A 15,326-nucleotide genomic window follows, 5' to 3' on the forward strand; every position below is an offset into this window, starting at 1 on the left:
CACCTGGACCCGCCGTTGGGTTCGCGACGGGAGAGCCTCGTCTGCCGCAGAAATCTCACTGGCCTCTCAGGCTAACCATGTTTGTCGTGAACGCCGAACCCCGCAGCAAGTCGGTCGGTTACGCCCGGAATATTCGCCCGACGGGGGAAACGTATCGTCACCCACCGTGAGGGGGGTGTCCCGCGTCCCACCTTGCGGCGGCGGGCCGCGTGCCCGGCGGGCCGGCGGGGTACACTGCCCGACATGGCCGGAGTCTTCCTGCTTCTTACCGGGCCGTGCTGATGCGCTGACGCGCGACAGCACGGCGGCCCCTCCTGCGCGAGGGGCTTTTTTGTGCCCTCCGCCGGGCCGCCCGGCGAGCCGGGATCGCCGGCCGGGTCGGCGGGCCGACACCGCCGGACCCGGCCCGGCGACGCCGCGACGAAGCGAACGAGGAGAGACGATGAGTGAGGCAACTGCGGCGGGCGACATCCCCCCGTACCGGTACACCGCGGCCCTGGCCGAGGAGATCGAGCAGCGCTGGCAGGACACCTGGCAGCGGGAGGGCACCTTCCACGCCCCGAACCCGACCGGGCCGCTGGCCGACCCCGGCCACCCCCGGGCCGGCGCGAAGAAGCTGTACGTGCTGGACATGTTCCCGTACCCGTCGGGGGCGGGCCTGCACGTCGGGCACCCGCTGGGCTACATCGGCACCGACTGCTTCGCCCGCTACCAACGGATGGCCGGCCGCAACGTGCTGCACGCGATGGGCTTCGACGCGTTCGGCCTGCCCGCCGAGCAGTACGCGGTGCAGACCGGCACCCACCCCCGCACCACGACCGTGGCCAACATCGAGCGGTACAAGGCGCAGCTGCGCCGGCTGGGCCTGGCCCACGACGACCGCCGCTCGGTGGCCACCATCGACACCGACTTCTACCGCTGGACCCAGTGGATCTTCCTGCAGGTCTTCAACTCCTGGTACGACGCGGACGCCCGGAAGGCCCGGCCGGTCGCCGAGCTGATCGCCGAGTTCGCCGCGGGCGAGCGCCCGACGCCGGACGGCCGGCCGTGGGCCGAGCTGACCGACGCCGAGCGGCGGACGGTCGTCGACGGCCACCGGCTGGCGTACGTCTCGCAGGCGCCGGTGAACTGGTGCCCGGGGCTGGGCACCGTGCTGGCCAACGAGGAGGTCACCGCCGACGGCCGCTCCGACCGGGGCAACTTCCCCGTGTTCAAGCGCAACCTGAAGCAGTGGATGATGCGGATCACCGCGTACGGTGACCGGCTGCTGGAGGACCTGGACGCCCTGGACTGGCCCGAGCCGATCAAGCTGATGCAGCGCAACTGGATCGGCCGGTCCACGGGCGCGCACATCGACTTCGCCACCGACCGGGGCCCGGTGCGGGTGTTCACGACCCGTCCGGACACCATCTTCGGGGCCACCTACATGGTGCTGGCCCCCGAGCACGAGCTGGTCGACGCGCTGGTGCCGGCCGCCTGGCCGGACGGGACGAGGGACGCCTGGACCGGCGGGCACGCCAGCCCCCGGGCGGCCGTCGAGGCGTACCGCAAGGCGGCGGCGGCCAAGACCGACGTGGAGCGGCAGGCCGACACGAAGGAGAAGACCGGCGTCTTCGTCGGCGCGTACGCCACGAACCCCGTCACCGGCGGGCAGATCCCGATCTTCATCGCCGACTACGTGCTGGCCGGCTACGGCACCGGCGCGATCATGGCGGTGCCGGCGCAGGACGAGCGGGACTGGGCGTTCGCCGAGGTCTTCGAGCTGCCGATCGTGCGTACCGTGCAGCCCGCCGACGGCTTCGCCGGCACGGCGTACACCGGGGACGGGCCGGCGATCAACAGCGCCGCGCCCGAGCGCGGCCTGGACCTGAACGGCCTGGGGGTCGCCGACGCCAAGGCGGCGATCATCGCGTGGCTGGAGGCCAACGGCCACGGCGCCGGCGCGACCACCTACCGGCTGCGCGACTGGCTGTTCTCCCGCCAGCGCTACTGGGGCGAGCCGTTCCCGATCGTCTACGACGCCAGCGGCGCGGCGATCGCGCTGCCCGAGTCGATGCTGCCGGTCGAGCTGCCCGAGGTCGACGACTTCTCGCCGAAGACGTTCGACCCCGACGACGCCGACAGCAACCCGGAGACCCCGCTGTCGCGCCGCCGCGACTGGGTCGAGGTGGAGCTGGACCTGGGCGACGGGCCGCAGCGCTACACCCGCGAGACCAACGTGATGCCGCAGTGGGCCGGCTCCTGCTGGTACGAGCTGCGCTACCTGGACCCGACCAACGCCGAGCGCTTCGTCGACGCGGAGAACGAGCGGTACTGGATGGGCCCGCGCGCCGAGGGCGACTGCGGCGGCACCGACCTGTACGTCGGCGGCGCCGAGCACGCCGTGCTGCACCTGCTGTACGCCCGCTTCTGGCACAAGGTGCTGTACGACCTGGGCCACGTGTCCAGCTTCGAGCCGTTCCGCAAGCTGTTCAACCAGGGCATGATCCAGGCGTACGCGTACACCGACGCCCGGGGCTCCTACGTGCAGGCCGAGGAGGTCGTCGAGCGCGACGGCACCTGGTTCCTGGGCGAGGAGGAGGTGCGCCGCGAGTACGGCAAGATGGGCAAGTCGCTGAAGAACGTGGTGACCCCCGACGACATGTGCGCCGCGTACGGCGCGGACACCTTCCGGGTGTACGAGATGTCGATGGGCCCGCTGGAGGTGTCCCGCCCGTGGGAGACCCGGGCGGTCGTCGGGTCGTACCGGTTCCTGCAGCGGGTCTGGCGGGCCGTCGTCGACGAGCAGACCGGCGCGACGCGAGTCACCGACGACCCGGCCGACGACGCCACCCGGCGGCTGCTGCACAAGGTGGTCGACGGGGTCCGGGGCGACATGGAGGGGATCCGGTTCAACACCGCGATCGCCAAGCTGATCGAGCTGACCAACGCGCTGACCCGGCTGCCGGCCACCCCCCGCGAGGTGGCGGAGCCGCTGGTGCTGATGCTGGCCCCGTTCGCCCCGCACGTCGCCGAGGAGCTGTGGCGGCGGCTGGGCCACGACGCCTCCCTGGCGTACGCGGACTTCCCGACCGCCGACCCGGCCCTGCTGGTCGCCGAGACGGTGACGTACCCGGTGCAGATCAACGGCAAGGTGCGCGGCCGGATCGAGGTGAGCGCCGACGCGTCCGAGGACGACGTGCGGTCGGCGGCGCTGGAGGCGGTGGCGGGCGCGCTGGCCGGCAAGGAGCCCCGCAAGGTCATCGTGGTGAAGGGCCGCATGGTCTCGGTCGTCGCCTGAGGTGCAAGGAGGGGCCCCTTGTTAACGCATTCTGCATAGCAGGGGCCCCTTCCTAACGCCCCGTTGGCGGGGGTGCGGTCGCGGCGGGGGCGTCAGGCGAGGGCGTGTCAGGCGGCGGCGCGGCGGCGGCGTTCCGCGCGCCACCAGCGGTGCAGCAGCACCGCGCTGGCGATCAGGCCGAGGCTCGCGGGGGCGGCGGCGTACCAGTTGACGTCGCCGGGGGAGGTGGCCGCCGCGCCGAGCGCCGCGTAGCCGAACGCCGTCGGGGCGGAGGCGAGGACGCTGCCGGCGAGGTACGGCAGCACCCGCGCGCCGGTGGTGCCGTAGCCGTAGCTGACCAGCCCGTACCCGGAGATGGGCAGCAGCCGGACCGTGGCCACCCCCAGCACGCTCTGCCGGGCGAACCAGCCGTCGAGGCGGGCGAGCCGTCCCCGGACCCGTTCGGCGACGAACTCCCTGCCCAGCGCCCGGCCGACGGCGAAGCCGAGCGCGGCGGCCAGCAGCGCCGCGCCGAGCGCGTACGCCGCCCCTTCGAGGGGGCCGAAGATCGCGCCGACGGCGAGCGTGACGAAGGTGCGCGGCACCAGGGCGACCAGCAGCAGCGCCCCGCCGACGATCGCGGCGACCGGGGCGTATCCGCCGAGGGAGTCGGCGAGCCGGGGCAGCGCCGCCGGGTCGGGCCGGGGGAGCACCGGCAGCAGCGCCGCCAGCCCGGCGAGCAGGAGCAGCAGCAGGGCGAACCGGCGCGCCGGCGGCTGCCCGAGCAGCCGCCGGGCGGCGGCGAGCAGCCGGCGCGGGGCCCGGGTCATGCGCGGCCGGGCCGCGGCAGCCGCCGGGCGGCCCGGATCATGCCCGGGCGGCGGCCACCGCGGCGCGGCGCTCGGCGCGGAGCCGGTCGGCCCAGGTGTCGTCCAGCGGCGGGAGCTGGTGCGCGCCGGTCGCCCAGCGCAGCAGCAGGTCGGCCAGGGCCGGGTTGCGGGCCAGGGCCGGCCCGTGCGAATACGTGCCGAGCAGCTTGCCCCGCCACGCGCCCTCGGTCGCGCCGTCGTTGCCGACCCCGGCGGTGACCCGGGCCAGCGGGGACACGCCCGGCCCGAGGTGGGTGCGCCCGCCATGGTTCTCGAAGCCGGTGAGCGCCGGCACCCCGAGCCGGGGGTCGATGTCGCCGGCCAGCTCGCCGACGGCCCGCGACGGGCCCCGGTCGGAGGAGAGATCGAGCAGCTCCAGCCCGGCGCACTGGACGCCCTTGGCGAAGAACGAGGTGCCGAGGAGCTGGTAGCCGGCGCAGACGCCGAACACCACCGACCCCTGGGCGACGGCGCGGTGCAGGCCGCCGTCGGCCCGCAGCCGCTGCGCGCCGAGCGCCTGCGGGCCGTCCTCGCCGCCGCCGATGAGGTAGATGTCGGCGGTGGCGGGCAGCGCCTGGTCGGAGCGGACCTCCAGCACCTCCACGGGCATGCCGCGCTGCTGGGCCCGGCGGGCCAGGATCAGCATGTTGCCCCGGTCGCCGTAGGTGGACAGCAGGTCGGGGTAGATCCAGACGATACGCAGGCTCTCAGTTGACACGGTCCAGCTCCGCTCGGATGTCCTGGAAGGCGGTGTAGTTGGCGATGACCTCCAGCCGGCCCGGCGGGACCGCCCGGACCGCCTCGCCGAACGTGCGGACGTGCTGGAAGGGCACGCCGTTGACGTCGAGGCGGACCGCCAGGTCGTACGCCCGGTCGCCGGTGATCAGCACCTGCCGGCCGCGCAGCGGAGCGAAGTCGACGTCGAAGAGCCAGGAGGTGTCCAGCCCGTCGGGGTCCCGGGCGTTGATGGAGAGCAGCGTCGGCGCGAAGTCGGCCATGTCGAACGCCTCCAGCCAGCTCGCCGGGTTCTTCGCCAGCAGCAGCCGGATGTTGCGCCCGTCGCGGTCCACCTGGGCGTAGCGGCCGGCGATGGAGGTGACCGCGCCGAGCCGGGAGACCGCGTCGACCGGGCGGACGCCGAACTCGGCGGCGACGGCGAGGGCGGTGGCGGCGTTGCCGAGGTTGACCTTGCCGGGGAGCTGGAGCACCACCTTGTGCCAGGCGCCGGTCGGGTCGAGCACCCCGTCGTCCTCGACGGCCCACTGCGGATCGGGCCGGCGCAGCGGGCAGCCGCTGCACCACCACTGGTCGCCGTTGCGCGCGATGGTGTGCCCGCACTCGGGGCAGACCCACGAGTCGTCGTGCCAGCGCTGGCCGGCGCTGAACCAGGTGACGTGTGGCGGCCGGATGCCCCGGGCCGGGTCGCCGGGCGGGGTGGCCGCCCACACGACCATCGGGTCGTCGGCGTTGGCGACCACCCGCACGTCGGGGTGGTTGACCAGCGCCGCACGCCAGAGCTGCGCCATCATGGCGACTTCCTTGGCGCGGTCGAGCTGGTCGCGGGAGAGGTTGAGCAGCGCCACCACGTGCGGCTCGGTGGCCTCCAGGACCTGGGCCAGGTAGTGCTCGTCGACCTCCAGCACCGCGTACGGAGTGCTGCCGGCCTTGGCCAGCGCCGAGGTGTGGCCGGTGGGCATGTTGGCGCCGAAGGAGTTGGTGGCGACCCGGCCGAGGACGCCGACCGCCGCCGTTGTCAGTCGGGTGGTGGTGGTCTTGCCGTTGGTGCCGGAGACGAGCGCGATGGCGCGCCCCGCCGAGAGGTGGGCGAGCAGGTCGGGGTCGATCTTCAGGCCGATCCAGCCGCCGATCACCGAACCGTCGCCACGACCCGCGGCCCGGGACAGCGCCGCGGCGGTCCGCGACACGGAGCTGGCCACCTTTGCCCGCAGGGGCATCTTCGCGTCCGTCACGCGAGCGAGGTTACCGGACCGCCGCCCCCGCCAGATCGCCGCCGACGGCGAACCGTTCGGCCGGGCCACCCGGGCGGACGGCCGGAGCGCGGTCGACCGGATGGAGTCGATCTATGTCGGGTAGTGGACGCCGGGGTGGGGGCGCCGCGGCCCTCCACTTCGCTCCACCCCTTCTGACGTGCTGTTTTGTCGCCGACGGCGACGCGCCGCGCGGGCGATTCTGGTTGCAGGTGGAGGGAAGTGGAGTAGAGTGGGGACCAATGGTGAGGCCGGGAGGGCCCACCGGCCCGGGGGGAGCGGCGCCGCGAACGCCGCTGCAAGGGCGAGGGGGTTGGGCCGATGTTCCTCGGCACCCACACCCCGCGCCTGGACGACAAGGGCCGGTTGATCCTTCCGGCGAAGTTCCGGGATGAGCTGGCGGGGGGTGTCGTGATCACCAAAGGGCAGGATCGCTGTCTCTACGTCTTCCCGATGCCCGAGTTCCAGCGCATCGCCGACCAGTTGCGCGCGCAACCCATGACGAACAAGGCGGCCCGCGCCTACAGCCGGGTCTTCTTCGCCAGCGCGCACGACGAGGTCCCGGACAAGCAGGGGCGGGTCACCGTCCCGGCGCACCTGCGGGCGTACGCCGGGCTCGACCGTGACCTGGTGGTCATCGGCGCGAGCACGCGGGTGGAGGTCTGGGACAAGGCGGCCTGGGAGGCCTACCTCGCCGACAGCGAAGACGACTTCGCCGACATCGAGGAGGGGGTGCTGCCCGGCGGTCTGTAGGGCGTGACGACGCCCGACGTACTGCGAGATCTCCAGCCGCTTTCGAGTTCCTGGCACCCCTTCCCCGGTGCCAGGCGCACGATCTCCCGGAGGGCCGCGGCCTCCGGTGGGCGGGAGCGGATGGGGATCTGGCGGTACGACGGAGGCGTCGTCCGACGACAGGCGCGGAGAGAAACGGACGGTTCAACCGGTGGGGGTCGACATGGGGGAGCTTCGCGGCACGCACGTGCCGGTGCTGCTCGAGCGGTGTCTCGAGTTGCTGGCCCCCGCGCTGGACAGGGGCGACCGCACGATCCACGTCGACGCCACGCTGGGCCTGGCCGGTCACGCCGAGGCGGTGCTGCAACGGCATCCGCGCACGGTGCTGATCGGGCTGGACCGGGACACCGAGGCCCTCGCCCACGCGCGGGTCCGGCTGGCCCGGTTCGCCGACCGGGTCCACCTCGAGCACGCCGTCTACGACGAGCTGCCCGAGGTGCTGGCCCGGCTGGGTTACCCGGCGATCGACGGCGTCCTGTTCGACCTGGGCGTCTCCTCGCTCCAGTTGGACGCGCCCGACCGCGGGTTCGCCTACGCACAGGACGCGCCGCTGGACATGCGGATGGACCAGACCCGGGGGGTGACCGCCGAAGAGGTGGTCAACACCTACTCCCACCCGGATCTGGCCCGGGTGCTGCGGGTGTACGGGGAGGAGAAGTTCGCCCCGAGGATCGCCTCGGCGATCCTGCGGGAGCGGGAGCGGGCCCCGATCACCTCGTCGGCGCGGTTGGCGGAACTGGTCAGGGAGAGCATTCCCGCACCGGCCCGACGAACCGGGGGACACCCGGCCAAGAGAACGTTTCAGGCTTTACGGATCGAGGTAAACAGGGAGCTGGCGGCGCTGGAGACGGCGCTGCCGGCCGCTCTCGACAAGCTCACCGTGGGCGGTCGCATGGTGGTCCTGTCCTACCACTCGCTGGAGGACAGGCTCACCAAGGCGGCCCTCACCGACCGGGTCCGCAGCAAGGGCCCGGTCGACCTCCCGGTCGAACTGCCCGGGTCGGGTCCGACGTTCCGGCTGCTTAGCCGGGGCGCGGAGCTGCCCGGGGAGGCGGAGGTCGCCGCGAACCCGCGTGCCGCGTCGGTGCGGCTGCGGGCCGCGGAACGGATCGACCCGGACGCGGAGCGACAGGGGCGGGCCGACCGCGAACGGCCCCGCCGGCGGGTCAGGGCGATGCACCAACCGGGGACCGGATCGGCGGATCCGGGGTCGACGGGCGCAGGGACGGACGAAGAGGGGGAGGGAAGAAGAAGATGAACGCTGACAAGCGCGACGGCCGGGACACCGGCGTCGGGCAGCGCGCACCGCGGTCGGGGGGCCGGATCGCGGCGCAGCGGACCACGCGGGCCGGGATGCCGGCTCCGGGGGCCGGCCGGCTCGACCGGCAGGGGGAGACTCGCGCCCGGGGGGCGCGCGAGTTCCCGACCAACGGCAGCGCCGCGTTGCGCCCGACCGAGCGGGTCAGCCCGGTCGAGCGGGCCGGCACGACCGAGCGGGCTCGTGCGGCGGCGAACCCGTCGCCGCGGCTGCGGGTCGCCCCGCCGCCGCCGGTGTCGGTGCCGCGGGCGCCGTTCGTGGCGCTGATCCTGGTGCTGGTCGTCGGCGGGGTGCTCGGCATCCTGCTGGTCAACACCAAGATCAACGAGAACTCGTTCCGGCTGGAGCGGCTCCAGCAGCAGCAGGCCAAGCTCGACGTGGACCAGCAGCAGCTGGACAAGGAGATCGCCGACGCGAAGGCGCCCGGCAACCTCACCGCCACGGCCCGCCGGCTCGGCATGGTCGAGGCGGAGGAGCCGGCGTACATCCGGCTGCCGGACGGCCGGGTGATCGGGGTGCCGCAGCCGGCCAACGGCCAGCCGTCGGTCACCAGCCAGCAGGGTGCGGGGGGCTGATCGGGGTGCCGCCGAGAGCTGAGGAACCGCGCCGGGACCCTTCGGGCTCCCGGCGCGGTTCGTCGCGGGCCACCGGCGGGCGGGGCGAGCCGCGCACCGGCGAGCCCGGCGTGCAGGGCATCTCCGACGCGCGGGCGTACACCCCCCGGGGGCGCACCGTCCGCGAGGAGCGCCAGGCGGCGGGCCGGCCGACCGCCGGGGGCGCCGAGCAGCGGCGTACCCCGCGGGGCGGCCGGGCCGGCGGCGACCCGTTCCGGCCGGCGTTGCAGGTGCTCGACGGTGGCCGGGCCGGCGGCGGTCGCGCCGGCCGCCGGGAACCCGTCCCGGCCGCGCGCGCCGCGGTGGTCCGGACCGTGCCGACCCGGGCACGGCCCGACGACGACGATGACGCGCCGCGCCCGCCGCGCCGCCGGCCCGCCGGGCGCGGCCCGCGCCGCCCTGCCCGGCCCGCCGCCGGGCGGTCGCCGCGCAAGCCCCGCAAGCCGCCCCGGCTGGCCGACCCGCGCCGCCGGCTGCGCCTGGGCACCCTGCTCGTCCTCGCGCTGTTCGCCACCATCGGCGTCCGGCTGGTCTTCCTCCAGGCGGTCGACACCCCGGCGTACGCCGGCGGCGGTCTCGCCGACCGGGTGATCCGGATCGACCTGCCCGCCCCCCGGGGCGCGATCTACGACCGCACCGGCGCCCCGCTGGCCAACAGCGTCGAGGCCCGGTACGTCTTCGCCGACCCGACCCGGGTCAGGGACCGCACGGAGACCGCGCGGGCGCTGTCGCCCCTGCTCGGCCGTCCGGCCTCCGAGCTGGCCGAGCGGATGAAGCCGCGCACCCTGGAGAACGGGAAACCCTCCCAGTTCGAATACCTGGCCCGGGGCGTCGACGTCCCTACCGCCAAGAAGATCGTGGCGCTCGACCTGTACGGCATCGGCGTGCACCGCGACGAGCGGCGCGAGGTGCCCGGCGGCGACCTGGCCGCCAACCTGATCGGCTTCACCAGCCAGGACATGGTCGGCCTGGAGGGCCTGGAGGCCCGCTACGACGACCTGCTGCGCGGCGAGATCGGCCGCCGGGTGTACGAGGCCGGCCAGGGCAAGCTCGACGCGCCGATCCCCGGCGGCTACAGCAGCACCACCCTGCCCAAGCCGGGGAGCTCCCTGCAGTTGACCATCGACCGGGACCTGCAGTTCAAGGCGCAGCAGGTGCTCAAGAGTCAGGTGGCCAAGGTGCAGGGCAGCGTCGGCGTCGCCATCGTCCTCGACGTGCCCACCGGCGAGGTGCTGGCCCAGGCCAGCCACCCCACCTACAACGCGGCGAAGCCGCAGGAGAGCGAGCCGACCGACCGGGAGGACGCGGCCACCAGCTTCGTGGTCGACCCCGGCTCCATCCACAAGGCGATCACGTTCGGCGCGGCGCTCCAGGAGGGGGTGATCACCCCCGACACGGCGCTGCCGATCCCCGACACCATCGTCCGGGGCGACACCACCTTCCGCGACACCCACCCGGCGAACGGGCGGCTGATGAGCCTGCCGGGGATGCTCGCGTACTCGTCGAACGTCGGCACCATCGAGATCGCCGACAAGCTCGGCCCGGACCGGCTGATCGACTACCAGAAGCGCTTCGGCCTCGGCCAGCCCACCGGCGAGGGCATCCCGGGGGAGGCCAGCGGCCGGCTGCTGCCCGCCCAGTCGTGGAGCGGGTCGTCGTACGGATCGGTGCCGATCGGGCACAGCGTCGACGCCACCCCGCTGCAGATGGCCGCCGCGTACGCCGCGATCGCCAACAACGGCACGTACGTCCAGCCGCACCTGATCAAGGAGGTGATCAGCGGCAAGGACGGCAGCCGTACGCCGGGCAAGGCGCCGGTCACCCGGCCGGTGCTCAGCCCGGCCAACGCGAAGGCGCTGCGCACCATGCTGGAGGCGGTCACCACCGTCGACGGGGCCACCGGGCTCGCGGCGGCGGTGCCCGGCTACCGGGTCGCCGGCAAGACCGGCACCGGCATCCGCTACGTCGACGGCAAGCAGCAGCCCGGCGAGGTCGGCTCGTTCATCGGGATGGCGCCGGCCGACAATCCGCGCTTCGTGGTGGCGGTCTTCGTGTGGAGCCCCGGCGGCGGGGGCGGGGCGGTCGCCGCGCCCGCGTTCCGCGACATCATGGGCTTCACGCTCAGCCGCAACCGGGTCCCGCCGTCCGGCGCGCCGGCGCCCAAGTTCGAGGTCTTTCCGCGCTGACCAGGCGCGGCGGGACATCATCGGTTGATGGGGACGAACCACCGGGGCGGCTGTACGGCCGGAACCGGACGACCGGGTAGGGTCTGACGCCGTGCCCGGCAATCCACGCCCCCGTACCGTGACCGGACTCCGGCTCGGCGAACTCGCCGACCGGCTCGCCGTCGAGGCCCCCGAGGGGGCCGCCGACCAGGTGGTGACCGGGGTGACCCACGCCAGCCAGGAGGTCCGCCCCGGCGACCTGTACGCGGCGCTGCCCGGCGCCCGCCGCCACGGCGCGGAGTTCGCCGCCGCCGCGGCGGCGGCCGGCGCGGTGGCCGCCCTCACCGACCCGGCAGGCGCGCCGGCCGTGGCCGCGGCGGGCCTGCCGGCGCTGGTGGTGCCCGACCCCCGCGCGGTGCTCGGCGCGCTCGCCTCCGCCGTCTACGGCGACCCCACCGCAGGCCTGACCGTCATCGGGATCACCGGCACCGCCGGCAAGACCTCCACGGCCTACCTCGTGGAGTCGGGGCTGCGCGCCGCCGGCCACGTCACGGGCCTCATCGGCACGGTGGAGACCCGGCTGGGCGACCTGGTCGTCGACAGCGTGCGCACCACCCCGGAGGCCACCGACCTGCACGCCATGCTCGCCGCCGCCCGGGAGCGCGGGGTCACCGCGCTGGTCATGGAGGTCTCCAGCCACGCCCTGGCCATGGGCCGGGTCGGCGGGGTGCGATTCGCCGTCGGCGGCTACACCAACTTCGGCTCCGACCACCTGGACTTCCACGCCGACTCGGCGGACTACTTCGCGGCGAAGGCGCAGCTGTTCGACGGGCGCTGCGCCGTCGAGGTGCTCAACCACGACGAGTCGGCGCTGCGCGCGCTGTACACCCCCGCCACGGTCAGCTACTCGGCCGCCGGCGACCCCACCGCCACCTGGTACGCCACCGATGTCGACGGCGAGGGCTACGCGCAGCGGTTCACCGCGCACGGCCCCGGCGGGCTGACCGTGCCGGCCGGGGTCGCGCTGCCCGGGCGGCACAACGTCGCCAACGCCCTGCTGGCCATCGCCGCGCTGGTCGGCGCGGGGGTGGACGCGGCCACGGCCGCCGCCGGGGTGGCCGCCTGCGGCGGGGTGCCCGGCCGGCTGGAGCTGGTCTCGGCGGCCGGGCCGGTGCGCGGCGTGGTCGACTACGCGCACAAGACCGACGCGATCGTGGCGGCCCTGGCCGCGCTGCGCGAGCTGAGCGCCGGGCGGCTGATTTGCGTCATCGGCGCCGGTGGCGACCGGGACCGCGGCAAGCGGCCGGAGATGGGCGCCGCCGCCGCCCGGGGCGCCGACGTGGTGCTGGTGACCGACGACAACCCGCGCACCGAGGAGCCGGGCGCGATCCGGGCGGAGGTGCTGGCCGGGGCGCACGCCGCCGCCACGCCGGCGCGGATCGTCGAGGTGGCCGGCCGGCGCGCGGCGATCGACGAGGCGGTCCGGCTGGCCGCCCCGGGGGACGTGGTCGCCGTGCTCGGCAAGGGGCACGAACGTGGGCAGGAGGTGGGCGGCGAGGTGTTGCCGTTCGACGACCGTACGGAGCTGGCCGACGCGCTGCGCGCCCGCTTCGGGGACCTGGCGGGCCGGCGATGATCCCGCTGACGCTGGCCGAGGTGGCCGAGGCTGTCGGCGGTCGGCTGGTCGCCGCCGACCCGGCCGCCCGGGTGACGGGCCCGGTGGAGTTCGACTCGCGCAAGGCCGGGCCGGGCGCGCTGTTCGTGGCGTTCCCCGGCGAGAAGGTGGACGGCCACGACTACGCCGCCGGTGCCGTGGCCGCCGGCGCGGTGGCGGTGCTCGGCACCCGGCAGGTGCCCGGGGTGCCCATGGTGCTCGTCGGCGACGCCCTCGACGCGATGGGCCGGCTGGCCCGCGCGGTCGTGGACCGGCTGCCCGCGCTGACCGTGATCGGGCTGACCGGTTCGTCGGGCAAGACCACCACCAAGGACCTGATCGCCCAGCTCACCGCGCGGCTCGGCCCCACGGTGGCCCCGCCCGGGTCGTTCAACAACGAGCTGGGCCACCCGTGGACGGCGCTGCAGGCCGACGCGGATACCCGCTTCCTGGTGCTGGAGAAGGGCGCCCGGGGGGTGGGGCACGTGCGCTACCTGTGCGAGGTGGTGCCGCCGCGCATCTCGGTGGTGCTCAACGTCGGCGTGGCGCACCTCGGCGAGTTCGGCTCGGTGGAGAACATCGCGCTGGCCAAGGGGGAGCTGGTCGAGTCGCTGCCCGCCGACGGGCTGGCCGTGCTCAACGCCGACGACCCGCTCGTCGACGCGATGGCCGCCCGCACCGCCGCCCGGGTGGTGCGCTACGGCGAGGCCGCGCACGCCGACGTGCGGGCCGTGGACGTGACGCTGGACGGGCGCGGGCGCGCCGCGTACACCCTGGTGACCCCGGAGGGGAGCGCGGCCGTGCGGCTCGGGCTCACCGGCCGGCACCAGGTGTCGAACTCGCTGGCCGCCGCGGCGGTGGCCCGGGAGCTGGGCATGCCGCTGGCCGAACTGGCCGCCGCGCTGGGCGAGCTGGGTCTGGTCTCCACCCGGCGGATGGACGTCTTCGAGCGCCCCGACGGCGTGACGGTGATCGACGACTCGTACAACGCGAACCCGGCGTCCACGGCGGTGGCGCTGCGGGCGCTCGCCGGGATGCGCGGCGCGGGACGGGCGGTCGCGGTGCTCGGCTACATGGCCGAGCTGGGGGAGTACGAACGACAGGGGCACCTGGAGGTCGGCCGGCTCGCGGCCGAGCTGGGTGTGGACCGGCTGCTCGTGGTGGGCGAGCCGGCGGCGCCGATCCACGAGGGCGCGACAGCGGTAGAGGACTGGGGAGGAGGATCGGTGCTGCTCACCGATCAGGCGGCGGCCGTCGAGGTGCTGCGGAGTGAACTACGGGCGGGCGACGTCGTCCTGGTGAAGGGCTCCCGGTACCGCACCTGGGAGGTGGCCGACGCGCTGCGCGCCGACGCCGCGGACGGGGGTGCCGCCGCATGAGGGCGGTGATCGTCGCCATCGGCGTGGCGTTCCTCGTCTCGCTGTTCTGCACCCCGATCGCGATCAAGGTGTTCGCCCGGCTCAAGGCCGGCCAGCCGATCCGATCGAACCTCGGGCTCGCCAGCAACGAGGGCAAGAAGGGCACGCCGACGATGGGCGGCGTGGTCTTCATCCTGGCCACGGTCATCGCGTACGTCGCCGGGCACCTCGCCCTGACCACCCTGCCGGACGCGCAGATCGCCCAGGTCGAGCCGACCATCACCGCGCTGGTCCTGCTGGGCCTGATGGTGTTCTCCGGCGCGGTCGGCTTCATCGACGACTTCCTGAAGGTCCGCAAGCGCAACAGCGGCGGGCTCAACAAGCGGGGCAAGCTGGCCGGTCAGATCCTGGTCGGCGCGGCCTTCGGCGTCGTCGCGCTCTACTTCCCCAGCAGCATGACCGACGCCAGCGGGGCGGCCACCAACACCGAGACCGTGGGCGCCACGACGCTGAGCTTCATCCGGGACATCCCCGCGCTGGACGTCACCAAGATCGGCGCGGTGGTCATCTTCATCTTCGTGGTGATGGCGGCGACCAACGGCGTGAACCTCACCGACGGCCTGGACGGCCTGGCCACCGGCGCGTCGGTGATGGTCCTCGCCGCGTACGCGCTGATCGCGTTCTGGCAGTACCGGCACTGGTGCGCCGACCCGTCGTACACGGCGAACCCGGACAACTACTGCTACACGGTGCGGGACCCGCTGGAGATCGCGCTGATCGCCGGGGCGGCGGCCGGGGCCTGCGTGGGCTTCCTGTGGTGGAACACCTCGCCGGCCCGGATCTTCATGGGCGACACCGGCGCGCTCGGCCTGGGCGGCCTGATCGCCGGCATGGCGATGTCCACCCGCACCATCCTGCTGCTGCCGATCATCGGCGGGCTCTTCGTGATCATCACGATGTCGGTGGTCATCCAGATCATCTCGTTCCGCACCACCGGCAAGCGGGTGTTCCGCATGTCGCCGCTGCAGCACCACTTCGAGCTCGCCGGGTGGAGCGAGGTCAACATCGTGGTCCGGTTCTGGATCATCGCGGGGATCGGCGTGGCCATCGCGCTCGGCCTGTTCTACAGCGACTTCCTCGCCGCGATGGGCTGATCCGCCGGCCGGGCCCGCGCGACCCGACGCGGCCGCCCGTCCCCGCGCGCCGGCGCGGCGCGCCAGGCGTTAAGAAGGGGCCCCTGCTATGCAGAATGCGTTAACAGGGGGCCCTTCCTTTCGCCCGGCGACACGCCGACCACGGCGTTCGGCCG

The 15,326-nt window shown here is 74.3% G+C and carries 11 protein-coding genes; 8 read left to right on the forward strand and 3 right to left on the reverse strand.

The genetic code is table 11. The annotated features are described in order from the left end of the window. Positions 1–442 precede the first annotated feature (442 nt). On the forward strand, positions 443–3,280 hold the full coding sequence (leuS, locus tag LPA42_RS21700; RefSeq protein WP_077939050.1) for a leucine--tRNA ligase: 2,838 nt from the start codon (positions 443–445) through the stop codon (positions 3,278–3,280). Between the two features lie 107 nt (positions 3,281–3,387). Here the strand turns inward: leuS and LPA42_RS21705 are convergent, their stop codons facing one another. The 3 genes from LPA42_RS21705 to LPA42_RS21715 are packed head-to-tail and all read right to left on the reverse strand — an operon-like array spanning position 3,388 to position 6,083. Beyond that, complete coding sequence (locus LPA42_RS21705) at positions 3,388–4,089, reverse strand: TVP38/TMEM64 family protein (RefSeq protein ID WP_077939051.1); 702 nt, start codon at positions 4,087–4,089, stop codon at positions 3,388–3,390. A gap of 37 nt (positions 4,090–4,126) precedes the next feature. Beyond that, complete coding sequence (locus LPA42_RS21710) at positions 4,127–4,846, reverse strand: type 1 glutamine amidotransferase (RefSeq protein WP_043967285.1); 720 nt, start codon at positions 4,844–4,846, stop codon at positions 4,127–4,129. After that, positions 4,836–6,083, reverse strand: coding sequence for a MurT ligase domain-containing protein (locus LPA42_RS21715; protein WP_043967287.1), 1,248 nt, complete (start codon positions 6,081–6,083; stop codon positions 4,836–4,838). Before LPA42_RS21715 ends, LPA42_RS21710 begins: the two co-directional genes overlap by 11 nt. 354 nt (positions 6,084–6,437) lie before the next feature. Here LPA42_RS21715 and mraZ point away from each other — a divergent pair, with 354 nt between their 5' ends. The 7 genes from mraZ to mraY all read left to right on the forward strand — a co-directional run bounded on the left by mraZ (position 6,438) and on the right by mraY (position 15,171). Beyond that, positions 6,438–6,869, forward strand: a complete 432-nt coding sequence (gene mraZ, locus LPA42_RS21720; protein WP_043967289.1) for a division/cell wall cluster transcriptional repressor MraZ — start codon at positions 6,438–6,440, stop codon at positions 6,867–6,869. 202 nt (positions 6,870–7,071) lie between these two features. After that, positions 7,072–8,166 carry a 16S rRNA (cytosine(1402)-N(4))-methyltransferase RsmH gene (gene rsmH, locus LPA42_RS21725; protein WP_077939067.1) on the forward strand — a complete coding sequence of 365 codons (1,095 nt, stop codon included), beginning with the start codon at positions 7,072–7,074 and terminating at the stop codon, positions 8,164–8,166. Beyond that, complete coding sequence (locus LPA42_RS21730) at positions 8,163–8,801, forward strand: hypothetical protein (RefSeq protein WP_077939052.1); 639 nt, start codon at positions 8,163–8,165, stop codon at positions 8,799–8,801. The genes rsmH and LPA42_RS21730 overlap by 4 nt, the downstream gene beginning before the upstream one ends. A gap of 5 nt (positions 8,802–8,806) precedes the next feature. Then, entirely contained in the window at positions 8,807–11,026 is a 2,220-nt protein-coding gene (locus LPA42_RS21735) for a penicillin-binding protein 2 (protein WP_077939053.1), read from the forward strand. A 91-nt stretch (positions 11,027–11,117) separates the two neighbouring features. Continuing rightward, a complete protein-coding gene (locus tag LPA42_RS21740) occupies positions 11,118–12,641 on the forward strand; it encodes a UDP-N-acetylmuramoyl-L-alanyl-D-glutamate--2,6-diaminopimelate ligase (protein WP_077939054.1) in 1,524 nt (507 codons plus the stop codon). Further along, positions 12,638–14,038, forward strand: a complete 1,401-nt coding sequence (gene murF, locus LPA42_RS21745; protein WP_077939055.1) for a UDP-N-acetylmuramoyl-tripeptide--D-alanyl-D-alanine ligase — start codon at positions 12,638–12,640, stop codon at positions 14,036–14,038. Before LPA42_RS21740 ends, murF begins: the two co-directional genes overlap by 4 nt. Next, on the forward strand, positions 14,035–15,171 hold the full coding sequence (mraY, locus tag LPA42_RS21750) for a phospho-N-acetylmuramoyl-pentapeptide-transferase (RefSeq protein WP_043967300.1): 1,137 nt from the start codon (positions 14,035–14,037) through the stop codon (positions 15,169–15,171). Before murF ends, mraY begins: the two co-directional genes overlap by 4 nt. Positions 15,172–15,326: the final 155 nt, after the last annotated feature.

This window comes from Micromonospora sp. DH13 (genome assembly GCF_020873825.1).
GTDB lineage: Bacteria > Actinomycetota > Actinomycetes > Mycobacteriales > Micromonosporaceae > Micromonospora > Micromonospora haikouensis.

Coding starts and splice junctions, on each gene's coding strand:
- leuS (WP_077939050.1), top strand. CDS start 443: ATGAGTGAGGCAACTGCGGCGGGCGACATCCCCCCGTACCGGTACACC.
- LPA42_RS21705 (WP_077939051.1), bottom strand. CDS start 4,089: ATGACCCGGGCCCCGCGCCGGCTGCTCGCCGCCGCCCGGCGGCTGCTC.
- LPA42_RS21715 (WP_043967287.1), bottom strand. CDS start 6,083: ATGCCCCTGCGGGCAAAGGTGGCCAGCTCCGTGTCGCGGACCGCCGCG.
- mraZ (WP_043967289.1), top strand. CDS start 6,438: ATGTTCCTCGGCACCCACACCCCGCGCCTGGACGACAAGGGCCGGTTG.
- rsmH (WP_077939067.1), top strand. CDS start 7,072: ATGGGGGAGCTTCGCGGCACGCACGTGCCGGTGCTGCTCGAGCGGTGT.
- LPA42_RS21730 (WP_077939052.1), top strand. CDS start 8,163: ATGAACGCTGACAAGCGCGACGGCCGGGACACCGGCGTCGGGCAGCGC.
- murF (WP_077939055.1), top strand. CDS start 12,638: ATGATCCCGCTGACGCTGGCCGAGGTGGCCGAGGCTGTCGGCGGTCGG.
- mraY (WP_043967300.1), top strand. CDS start 14,035: ATGAGGGCGGTGATCGTCGCCATCGGCGTGGCGTTCCTCGTCTCGCTG.